Below are 11,403 nucleotides of genomic sequence, written 5' to 3' on the forward strand. Positions count from 1 at the left end.
AGTTCACGTGGGGGCGAGACTCAGCGAAGGCGTCAGAACATCATCTGCTGGAACCACCACCACCGCAGCCGGTCGGCGGAGGAGGCGCGCCCGGGTTAGCGACTGTCTGCTCCACCTCGACGACATCCCCGTCCAGATCACCGTCCTGTTCGGTCCGCCGAGACAGCACCATTCTCTCCGAGAGGTCAACCTGGAGTAGTTCATCGAGTTCTTCTATGTCTATGATCACCGAGACGGGGACATCGGCTTCGCCAACAAAACGATGACCGTTCGACTGCATTCGGCGGGCCTCGTCATCATACGGGTTGACCTGACACACAGTACCCTTGATCTTCACGATGCTGCCACTCCCCGAGCTCTTCACTCTGCCGCCAACGAGAACCCGATCACCCTCAAGGAGCAGCCATCCGTCGATTGACGGCTCCGCCTTCATTTTGACCACGACCTCGGTCTTATTCGCGGCGATGTTGCGCGGGCAGGCCAGATTCCGGGAGATGGCCTGCCCGCGAGGGAGCGACCGAAGTGCCACCTTCTCGGTGATCTGGCCCACTTCCGTCACCGGATGTTCCGGGAGAACGCTCTTACTGAGCCCAGCGACGCGCAGGTCGCACGCCTTGATCTCGGCGCCGCGCGGAATAAATTCTTTGGGAACGAGGTAGGTACCGATTTCACCTTCGGGCGAAATCGCGCGCGGAGCGTAGGCCACCATCCTGGCATCAAGCCTATCGCTGAACACGAGGTTCCGCAGGCCTTCCCAGGTCTTCCATTCCTCCCGGAGGTTTTGCGGTCGCGCCAGACCCGCTTGGTCCAGGACCTTCCAGCGGTAGAGATCGAAGGCCGCACCTACCTTCTCGCCATAAATCGCGGCCACCACAACAGCATTCCAGTAAAATAGGTAACTCAGCACCGTCGCCCCGCCGACGATACTTAGCCAGATGGCCGCCTGAACAAGCAAGGTGCCCCCGTCTTCACCTAGATCTTTCCACAGGGCGAGCGCGAGAACTAGTGAAGTCCCTGAGATCAAGATCAGGATCGCCCCGTAGAAAATCCTCTCCAGACAAGATCTCGTTTTGGTCCGCGGGATCCCCCAGCTGATTTTCCTCAAATGCTCCGAGTTCCCGCCGTCTCTAGAGTCGGAACTTGTCCGTACTCGGCCGGACAGGCGATACTTCCTCCGACGGTCGAAGGGTAGTGCGGCGATGAAGATCAGTACAATCACACTGATCACAAAGAGGGTCGCCACGAAGCCGTAATCGATATTGCCGCCAGGCGTCGGATTCCAGGCCGGCAGCTCAGCCCTGACGGCCACTATGAAAGCCAGCGGAAATGCGCACGCAAAAATTAGCGTTGCGAAAGTGAGCAGCTGGTTCAGCGTCGACTTCGCGTCGCGGAGCGGCTCTAGGAACTCCGGCGGTATGCTCGGCTGCATGCGTGGCCACGCCGACACGGCGTCCAGGCCGTACAGACGGTACGGATACTCGTCCATTGCTCTGAACACATTACCCAGCAACGTCGGCGCAAGACTGCCGTCGCGCGTTGGATAGGTGAAAAGGTACGCCTCTCGATACTCCTCCGTGATAATGCTCCACCGGCTACGGGTATCCGCAAAGCGTGCAGCGAAGTAGTCGACATAGCAGCGGAAGCGGCCACTGTTGTTGACTTCCCCGTTGCCGGACGTGGATACCACGCGCTGATCGTCGGAGACGCTAGCATCGTCACGACCTCTAGTCTCCCCTGCCATCGCGACAGGGACATCGTTTCTTAGCTTTTCTATGCTCTTACTGATTTCTCCGATCTGGAAATTAAGCTGCTCTATTATCCCATCAGATGGAAACCCTTCGGACAGCGTCCGGCGAAAGCGACGGAAAAACCCCTGCCGCTCCGGGGAACTCGCTCCGGATTGCTGGCTACCCTGGTCCCGAATTTTCTCCGGTTCGCTGGTCCTATCGCCTCCCGCCTCGCCGGCTGAAGCCTGCCCTTCCGACGGCTGTCCGCCGGCCGAAGGCTGGTACGATCCGTATCGGCGGTGGACGGTATGCTGCAACTTGTCAATCCAGTTCTCGAGTTTTTTGCATTCCTTCTGAACTTCGCTCCAGTTACCTGACTTCCCCTGATCGCCCGCGCTATGGTCACCTGGGGCGATGCTGACCAGATCGCCTGGGGCGATTCTGGATAGGTCGCGCAGCGACCTGTCCGCTTCATCTAGCCTCTTTAGGACACAGTTCGACGACTCGTACAGTTCCCGCAGTCCGAGGTGGTTTTCCCGCTGCCGCGTGGTGAGCCAGGAAGCAAACAACCCCGCCGGACGGGGCCAGGCCCCCTGGAACAATCGTTCAAGGGCCGGTTGCATTGCCAGCAGGACGAGCGAAAAAATCATAACACCCAATATGTACACGAATACAATGAACGCCTGCCCGGCCCCACCGAGGCCTTCCCACCAAATCTTCAGGTCGCCACCGTTCGAGAAGAGAAAAAGCATGGCCGCCGTCTCGGCAGTGACGAAGAAGGCCGCTGGTATAACGACGCTGGCGAGCGCACGCCGATCAAAAACCCCCAACATCTGGTTCAGTACGGAGGAGATGACACTCGGCGGTACGAAACTGGACATTTTATAGGCTCCGATTGGCAGTATGAAGTTTCGCTTCTACGCCGGCCTACCCGGGGACGTGCCGCTACAGCCCGTTCGGCGGGCCAGCGGAAAGATCGAAGTCACACCTCGTCGGCGATGTGGGTGAGGGCAGCTAACGCACATCGCTCCCGGAATCGTTGCCTACCGGAGCCGGCGGGTTTCCCCAGCGGTGGGAAACCGATCGCCCAGCGCTCCCGGCCGCTGATGGTCGGGAGCGCCTGTTCTGGGAACCACAAATAGCAGTACGTGGCCCCGCCTGGGGGTCAGGGTCACGAAAACTCTGCAAGGGCGGCTGCGGCATCCAAACGACCAGTGCCGTAGCGGTCGTCCCACGCTCCTCCAGGCGGCGGATTGTGCTGAGCCGTCCGGGAGAGGATATTGCGAATATCGGTCGCGGACAGCCTGATCCCGCGCGCTGTTGCCTCCGCGAGTAGCAGCGCGACGGCACCCGTGACTGCGGGAGCGGCCATACTGGTACCCGATTTACGGGTTACCCCGATCTTCGTGCGGGAATGTGCTGCAAGCACTGCGTGGCCTGGGGCGCTGATCTCCGGCTTCTCACGGCCATCCCGGGTCGGACCCGCGCTCGAGAAAAAGGAGATAGGCCTACTCTGCTTGTGGGCGTCGTAGGAACCCACCACGATGCTGAGCTGGCCGCAGGAGATCGAGCCGAGCGTGTGCGAATTTTGTTTCGGCGTCACGAACGAGGACTGCGAGGCGTCGTTGCGTTCGATCCAGGCGTGGAAGTTTCCATCGGATACCTGGTCGCCGTGCAGGCGGATCGTCCAGTCTCCGCCCAGAACCTTCTCGTCGACGAACACTCCTATGACGTTGTCCCCGTTGCTCGGATCGTTGAGCCGGTTGCTGACGAAGAAAAGCACCTTGCCATCGTTTCCGTGCACCCGAGGGTTTGAACCGGGGGGAATTGGGCCGAGACTCGTTCCGTCCGGCGCGATCAGTTCGACTGAGAACCGATCCTCTCCCGGATACCATACTTCCAGTTCGCTCTGCGACACGGCATTGGTCGGGATCACCCACCGCAGGTCAGTTGACTCTCCCTGACGGACGTCGCCGGCAGCATGAATGTTGTCAGCAAACGAGTTCGATGCTGCGATCACGACCGACCGGCCGGGCTTTTCCTGCACCATTGCGTCAATGGCAATCTCTACCCAACTCGATCCGTCGTGCGGCCCGCCGTTGGTGCCGAGACTGATGTTGACTACGCAGGGTTGATCGCCAGCTTCGTTGAAGATGAACCGCAGGGCTTCGACCATCTGAATCGAGTCGCCGAACTCGGAGCCGACCACCTCCTCGCCAACCCAAGCAATATCCGAAGCCGCTAGGTCAACGAAGACGATATCGGCCTCGGGGGCAACCCCTGGTACACCGGATCCCCGGCCGTTGCCGGAAGCGATGTCCATGACGTGGGTGCCATGGGCTCCGTGGTCGAAAAGAGTATCCGGCGCGGGACCGTAGCCGAGCGCGGCATAGGGATTCGTCGCCTTCAGCGCCGAGTTAATTTCTCCGGAGTCGTAGCGCTGTCCGTACCCGAATGGGCTGTCCGAGCTCAATGCGCCGCTCTGATCCCATAGGGAAGCGATGCGGGTTGAACCATCCGAGTTCTGAAAGTTCTGGTGGGCGAAGTCGGCACCCGAGTCGATAATACCGATGATCACACCCGCCCCACCTGATGATCTTTGCTCTGGAGGCAGTGCGGACGGTGCGGCCTTGATGTCCTCAACAGTAGCCTTTAGGACGGGCCAGAGCGGCTGTGCCGCTTTGAGACTTTTCACCCCCGGTGTCCGGCGCACGATCTCGATGCGGCTCATCGGGATCCTGCCGGTGACGAGCCAGTCACCCCCGTCGAGCTGAACCAGTTCTGCTCCCTCGCGGACCTCGCTGAGCTCCCGCCACGCGTCCCGATCGCTCACCAGAGCAATGACCCCGATTTCGTCGGCGCTGCTGGAACCTGTTGCGAGTGTGCGAAGACCGCGCTGACGGCGATCGAGGACGCGTTGCAGCTTTGGATCCATTCCCTGGTAGATGTCAGTTTGCTCCAGATACACGGATTCCCCTTATTAAATTGATCTTGATTGGCGGATTTTTTACAATCGACATGGGTCCCAGTTTCAGGGGAAACTCAACCGTAGTACTCGGGTTCCCCTTATCCCCACAGGGGCGAGTGAAGGAAAATGCACTCCTTTCCCTCCATCAAGGCCATTACCCGCATAGCCATCAAGCAAACACGCTGCCTAATAAAAGTTGGGAGAAGAATAGAATCCTTAGGTTCTAGTCGTTACGAATGGTTGGCGGTCGTAAGAACGGACCGTTTTGTCCTTGGCCCTTTACGATCAGGTGCAGGACGGTCCGGCGGGCGTGGCGGGCGAGCCTGCCAGTGAGCCAGAACAACCGGTGGCGCAGCCGTTTCGCCTCCCAGTGTCGGTCCGGACGGTCGGGCGGCGGGAGCATCTGCGTCCAGGCGACCAGGTCGCAGGCGAGCGTGACGATCGCGCACCAGACGCGGTTCTGGGTGAAGTCGTATAGGGGCAGGTTGGTCAGATAGGTGTCCTTGGCGCCGCGGATGCAGTCCTCGCAGCGGGCCCTTCTGCGGCCGCGGAGTCCGAGGTCGGCGAGCTGGCCGCGGCGGGTGTTCGTCGCGAACGCGCTGATCCGGTTGCCATCGATGTCGGTGATCCACAGCTGCGCACCGGGGTGCGGCCGTTCCTTGCGGACGATGACCCGCAGGCCGGGTAGCTAGCCCGAGAGGTCCATCAGCCCGGCGAGCTCGGCGCCCCAGGCGGCCGGGGCGGGGCTTGCGGTCGGCGTCGTAGGCCGGCGTCCACGCTGCGGCCAGGATCTTCGCGATCAGGTCGGCGGCCTCGTCGGGTGGGGTGAATCCGACCGAGTAGGACAGCTTGCGCTGGTGCAGTCAGTCGCAGAAGGCGTGCGCGCCGCCGGCGGCGTACCAGCACCGTCCGGCTGCGACGCAACCACCGCGGCAACTGAGCCAGTGCCTTCGTCGCCGCGCGGTCACGCCCATGGACGTGACCGCGCGGGGTCTCCCGAGGTCGAGCAGGTTGGCGACCCCGCCCCAGGTGTCGTCCCCGCATGCTTGGGGCCCCCCGTCCTGCCTGAGCCCGCCGAGCGCGACATCGGCGTCGTCCCCGCACGCGCGGGGGTCTCCCCCGCTCCACCGCCAACTACTACGCCTCCCGCAAGTCGTCCCCGCACGCGCGGGGGTTTCCCGGACGGCATCAAAACGATCTGAGATGGACTGAAGTCGTCCCCGCATGCGCGGGGGCCTCCCGCTCCAGCGGGCCGAGCCCGGATGGAAACCGAGTCATCCCCGCACGGACGGGGATCTTCCCGCAACGAGAGTGTCGTTCGCGAGCCTCGGTCCGTGGTCCCTGCACGCGCGGGGGTCTTCCCGCCGGCCGCCTGTTCGCGACCTTGGACTTGGAGGCGTCCCCGCGCGCGGGGTTCCTGTCACGCCGGGCGCTGGCGGAGCGGACGAGCCTGAGCGCCGCGTGCCTGTCCCGGGTGGAGAACGGCACCTCGCTGTTGTCACTGCCCGAGATCGACGAGTGGGCGAGTGCCGTCGGCACGGATACCGACGCCCACGCCCGCCTACATCAACTGGCCGAGGCCGCGCACACCCCCGCGGTGGAGGCCTTCCGTCACGGCGGCCCGGACCTGCAGCGCAGCGTCCTGGACCTGGAGGCCCGCGCCGGGCACGTGCTCACCGTGCAGCCCACGATCGTCCCGGCACTGCTGCAGACGGTCGCCTACGCGCGAGCGGTCCTCGAACTCGCTGACGTCACCAGCCAGGACATCGCCGCAGCGGTCGCGCTACGGCTGCGTCGCCAGGAGCTCCTGCACGATCTCAGCAAGCGCTTCCAAGCTCACGGGCCGCGGGGGCCGCAGGTTCCTGGAGGTCGCCCATCCTGCGCCTTTCCGTTCAGTCAATCACGGTGATATCAGAATCCTCCGCCCAGGCAATGTAGTGATTACGCCATCGGATCGGTGCCCACCCACCGCGCCGAATCTCGCCGTCACGAGTGATCTGCGACGGCTCAGCCAGACCGAATTCCTGAAACAGCGCGGCGACGAGAGTGTGAGTAGCAGTGACAAGCGACGGGCCATCCACAGCCAAATCATCAATTGAAGCCACTCCGTCTGCCACGGGAGGATAGTCAAGTATGGCATTTCCGAGCTGATCAGCGAACATGCCAATGCTCGCCAAACGAAGATCACCGCCAGTTGTCTCGATTTGTGCCTGCATGGCAGCGACACCGCCGGTTGCCGCTCGATCACGTGCGTGGCGCGCCAAGAATCGTAGACTCCCGAGTATGGCGTCAACTACGTCCTCGTCAGATACCTGGTAGCTGGCATCCGCTGGAACTTCCCTGGATTCGACCGGAATGGCTATGGTGCCAGCTCCAGTGGAATGCAGAATGCACGCCGGCTCCCTCACCGAGGAGTATCCGCCATGGGCGATGAACCGACCCCTTCTCAGATAGTGGGACACCCAGGTGCCCTTCCTGCTTCCTCCTACGAGCGGGAGATCTCCTACGACCTCCGACCTGAAGGAATTGAACGAATCCGCATCCACCCGAAAATAGCCGGGAATGTCCGGAACGAGCGAGACAATAACCCGAACTCCATCGTAGGCCGACTCATGGGTGAGAAGTTTCACCAGTTCCTCGTGCACCGTTTCCAGCTCGCCTTTTTGCCTCCCGAAGCCCATGAAGCGATTCCGATACGCCTGCGAGACCTCCATCTCCGACAGGTAGGTTGTGGTAGTTCCGGAGCGACGAGGATACGTCAGTGCACCGCCTGGCCCAGCGACCGCGTGGGGTCCAGATGGGCTCCACGGAACGGCGATGAGCAGGAACCCCCGACCGGGATCATCGGGGTTCTCCACGCTTCGCGCCTCGGCAACGGGACGGGGATAGATCCATGAAGAGACGACGTCGTCAACCCACCGCTTATGGCCATCGGTGATCGGCACATTCGCGACCCTCGCGGCGCGAGCCTGATCATCCTCTCCTATCCCGACGATAAGGAGGCCTCCGGCACTGTTGGCCATGGCCGCGACGTCCTTTGCCAATTCGAACCTCTTGCGCTCCTGGGCATCCTTGGGTGCCCCGGGTGGAAGCTGGTAGTGACCGACCTTGAAATCCAGGTCTGGAGCTTCGGGTGCCTGAGCTCCGACCAGGTCAGCGACTTGCGTATACGAAGCTTGGTCCCATCGCGATCTGAGGAGCGATTCGAGCCGAGGCGAGCGAAAGGCCGTCATGGTCACGATCTTGCCAGTTGATCCAGATCCGTCATCGGGGGAGGCGACCGTGCCGCGCGCTTGCGGAGGCAGTGACGATCTTCGAGTCCGCCCAGGTCGGCCTGCGCGATACCGCGTCGAAGACCGTCCAGGCGATCGTGACCGGCTTCGAGGCCCGCGCCCGCGCGGCGGCCGGGGACGCTGCGGGCTTCCGGTCCACGATCGCGCGCGGCACCCAGGTCTACGAGCGGGCGCGGGCGGCCGAGGCCCCGCCGTGGGCCTACTGGATGGCCGAGGACGCGGAGTTTCCCCTCCCGCTGGAGAACGGCCGGGCCCTGACGATGGTCGGCGAACCGCGCCGCGCGATCGAGGTTCTGGCTCCGAAGGCCGCCGCGATGACTGACTATCCGCGCGACGTGGTGCTGACCCAGGCCTATCTCGCCGAGGCTCATGCAGCGACCGGCGACGCAAACCAGGCAACGGGCTATGCCGCGCAGGCGAGTGCTGGACTTGCGGCTGTAGTGCAGTCCCCCGGGCAGCTGCGGTGCTGGCAGGCCTTCCAACGGGAGCCCGATGACCACGACCAGTCCTACCTCCAGCTACGGGGCGAACGCCGACTACTGGGTCCGGATCATCCGCCAGGACCTCGACCGCTACCGCACCGGACTGACCAACGTCGCGATGCTGACCGCAGCCGGCGACGTCACTGGCCTGACCGTTCTGGATGCTGGGTGCGGGGAGGGGTACCTGTCCCGACTGCTGGCAGCCCGCGGCGCCGGCCCCAGCGTCGGAGTGGACCTGTGCCCGGAGCTGGTCGACGCCGCCCGGCAGCAGGCCGCCGACGAAGGGCTCGACATCCGGCACGAGACCGCCGACGTCGCCGCACTCCCGTTCGATGACGCGAGCGTTGACCTGGTGGTAGCCAACCACGTCCTCAACGACCTGGAGGACCCCGCACCAGCCATCGCCGAGTTCTCCCGAGTCCTGCGCCCCGGCGGTCGAGTCGTCGCGCTCCTGCTGCACCCCTGCTTCTACGGCTCCCGCGGCCAGGCAGTCGACCGGGACACCTACTTCCGCCCGCGCCGCATCGAGCAGCACTTCGACGTCGCCGGTGAGGTGTCGCCCGCCCCCGTGGTCGCCTGGACTCGGCCTCTCGAGGACTTCGCCGCCGGGTTCGCCGCCGCCGGCCTGGCTTTGACGGGCATCAGCGAGCCGCACCCGAGTGAGCAGCAGCGCCGCGAGGATCCCTGGTGGGAGGAGAACTTCACCCGGCCGCTGTTCCTGCTCCTGACGGCCCAGAAACTCCCGAGGTAGCTTCCGACGCGTCAGAATGAGGCGATCGCGAAGGCGACCGAATGCTGTTTACAGGCGACCGGGCCCGCGAACTGATTATTGAGGGGATTCTCGCACTTCCTGACGGAACTCGAAGATTCTGACAGGGGCGCCAAGCTCGGCAGCATCGACGAGCCCAGAGCCCTATCAAGGTGCTGATGAACGATCTTCCGCCGGCCAGGACGCTGGCCGGTCAACCCCCTCCGGCAGCCAGGTCAGCTTGTTTCCTTCCGCGACCGCTACCTGGTTCGTCGTCAGCCCATGGGCGTGGGTGAGGTCAATCCCGGCCAGCTTCGTACGGGTGAGGTTCGCACCCCCCCAGATCTGCTCCAACAAGCTTCGCCCCGGCTAGCATCGCGTCCGTAAGGTCCGCTCCTAATAGCCAGGCATGGGTCAGGTTCGCCATAGCCAGGGTGGTGCGGGTGAGCTTTGCTCCTGTCATCCATGAGCCAGCGAGGTTCGCAAACATCAGTACTGCTTCAGAAAGATCCGCTTTCCGCAGGTCTGCCCTGACAAGGTCGCAGCCGGTGAGTTCGAGACGCGGCCGGGTCATCGGTGGCTGAGTAAGGACGGTGAGGGCAGCCTGGATGTCGATGTCCAGCGCTGGCAGTTGTATGACTCTCCCTGTCCACCCCTCCTCGCCATCCGCCGTCGGGTCCGAGTCGAGTGCCGAGGCCGGCCGGTCCTGCAGGCGGCGGATGGCACCGGGCCGATCGGACATAGTGTTCTCACGGATGAACGCGGCGAGAACCTTTGCCACAGTGGGTTTGTCGCCGGGGGAATCCTTCGCGATCCGCTCCAGCGCGTAGATGCCACCGAGGCGGACCGTTGCGTTCTCCTCAGACCCGAGTTGATCGATCGCTCGGGTATACAGCTCGCGGACATGGGTGTGCTCGTTGGCTCGGCGGGTCTCGACTAGTGCCACCAGACCGCCAGCGACAGCGAGCAGCGCGGCGGCAGCGGCCAATAGTCCTGACTGCAGCGCCGCCCGGGCGGCGGCATCGTCCGCTCCTGGGAGCCAACCACCTACCGCTACCACGCCGAGCCCGACCGCGACCGCGGCCAGCGCAGCCGCGGCACGAGATGTCCGTTGCTGCCCGTGCCGGCTTCCATCCGCTGTCATAACGATCGTTCTACGCTGCCCGCTCATCGCCCCCTGGTAGTGGGTAGCGTCTGCCGGCGAATCGTGCTTCCGCTGCTGCACCATTGGCCACAAGACTTCCGCGAGGTGCTCCAAGCAGCCGACAACCTCGTCGAGGCTGCAGCGTACGTCGAGCAGGCGCGGGCTGGGCTGGCTGCCGGGTGTAGTCCCCCGCGGACCGAGACCGTGCTGGCCGGGCTAACCGGCTGATGCTGACATAGCCGGAACGTGCATACGCATGACGGTCCGTTGTTGGAGGGATGCGTCAGCCGGTGCCAGAGTAGGTCGCCGCGGGTGAAGATGTGATCACAGGGGTGGCGTGGTGCTGCGGGATGCCGATGTCCGAAGAGTCCTTCTGGGCGCTCTCGCTCCTCACCTCGACGCGGACACTCTCGTGGTCGACGAGCTCGACCTGTGCGGACTGACCCGGGTGGACGTCGCGGTCATCAACGGCCACCTGTCCGGCTTCGAGATCAAGGGTTCCACGGACTCGCTGCGCCGTCTGCCCGGCCAGGTCACCGTCTACTCCCAGGTGCTCGACTTCGCCGAGCTGATCGTGACGGAGAACCACTACGAGCGCGCCCGAGATCTCCTCCCGACCTGGTGGGGCGTCCGTATCGCCTCCGGCGTCGAGCAGGTGCGTCTCGACAACGCGCGGTCACCTCAGTCGAACGACGCGGTCGATCCGGGAGCGCTCGTGCAGTTGCTCTGGCGGGACGAGGCTCTCGCCGAGCTCGTGGTGCGCGGCCTGGATCGCGGGGTCCGGTCCAAGCCGCGATGGATGATCTGGGAGCGTCTCGCCGCCGAGGTCCCTCTCGAGGAGCTGAAGACCGCGGTGCGCACCCGGCTCAAGGGCCGAACAGGCTGGCGAGCTGCTCCCTGTCTGTCAGAGTCCCGTGAGAGTGCGACATCGAGGTCGCACGTGTATGAGTGGGCTGCGTCGGTTGGAGGTTCGGTTGATGACGAAGACGTAGCCCCGGATCAGTGTCCGTAGATCCGTCCCCTCCGTGACATGCGTGGCTG

Annotated in this window: 7 protein-coding genes and 1 pseudogene; 3 read left to right on the forward strand and 5 right to left on the reverse strand. The window is 63.8% G+C overall.

Going from position 1 to position 11,403, the window contains the following annotated elements; genetic code table 11:
- Positions 1–40: 40 nt before the first annotated feature.
- The 3 genes and pseudogenes from AB1460_RS25595 to AB1460_RS25605 form a co-directional block, all read right to left on the reverse strand.
- Positions 41–2,608: a hypothetical protein gene (locus AB1460_RS25595; RefSeq protein ID WP_368964657.1), complete on the reverse strand. Its 2,568-nt coding sequence runs from the start codon at positions 2,606–2,608 to the stop codon at positions 41–43.
- Positions 2,609–2,898: 290 nt separating this feature from the next.
- Positions 2,899–4,695 (reverse strand): S8 family peptidase, encoded by a 1,797-nt coding sequence (locus tag AB1460_RS25600; protein ID WP_368964658.1) that lies wholly within the window; start codon positions 4,693–4,695, stop codon positions 2,899–2,901.
- 286 nt (positions 4,696–4,981) lie between these two features.
- A pseudogene (locus AB1460_RS25605) lies at positions 4,982–5,652 on the reverse strand (transposase); the annotation flags it as partial.
- 427 nt (positions 5,653–6,079) lie between these two features.
- Here AB1460_RS25605 and AB1460_RS25610 point away from each other — a divergent pair.
- Entirely contained in the window at positions 6,080–6,604 is a 525-nt protein-coding gene (locus AB1460_RS25610) for a Scr1 family TA system antitoxin-like transcriptional regulator (protein ID WP_368964659.1), read from the forward strand.
- Here the strand turns inward: AB1460_RS25610 and AB1460_RS25615 are convergent.
- On the reverse strand, positions 6,588–7,718 hold the full coding sequence (locus AB1460_RS25615; RefSeq protein WP_368964660.1) for a helix-turn-helix domain-containing protein: 1,131 nt from the start codon (positions 7,716–7,718) through the stop codon (positions 6,588–6,590). The two genes, AB1460_RS25610 and AB1460_RS25615, sit on opposite strands and share 17 nt — an antisense overlap.
- A 762-nt stretch (positions 7,719–8,480) precedes the next feature.
- Between AB1460_RS25615 and AB1460_RS25620 the strand changes: the two genes are divergently transcribed.
- Positions 8,481–9,221, forward strand: coding sequence for a class I SAM-dependent methyltransferase (locus AB1460_RS25620; protein WP_368964661.1), 741 nt, complete (start codon positions 8,481–8,483; stop codon positions 9,219–9,221).
- Between the two features lie 295 nt (positions 9,222–9,516).
- On the opposite strand, the gene AB1460_RS25625 is transcribed toward AB1460_RS25620, so the two are convergent.
- Positions 9,517–10,476 (reverse strand): pentapeptide repeat-containing protein, encoded by a 960-nt coding sequence (locus tag AB1460_RS25625; protein WP_368964662.1) that lies wholly within the window; start codon positions 10,474–10,476, stop codon positions 9,517–9,519.
- A gap of 223 nt (positions 10,477–10,699) precedes the next feature.
- Here AB1460_RS25625 and AB1460_RS25630 point away from each other — a divergent pair, with 223 nt between their 5' ends.
- Positions 10,700–11,374 carry a sce7726 family protein gene (locus AB1460_RS25630; RefSeq protein ID WP_368964663.1) on the forward strand — a complete coding sequence of 225 codons (675 nt, stop codon included), beginning with the start codon at positions 10,700–10,702 and terminating at the stop codon, positions 11,372–11,374.
- The last annotated feature ends 29 nt before the right edge of the window (positions 11,375–11,403 follow it).

Source organism: Parafrankia sp. FMc2 (genome assembly GCF_041008525.1).
Taxonomy (GTDB): domain Bacteria; phylum Actinomycetota; class Actinomycetes; order Frankiales; family Frankiaceae; genus Parafrankia.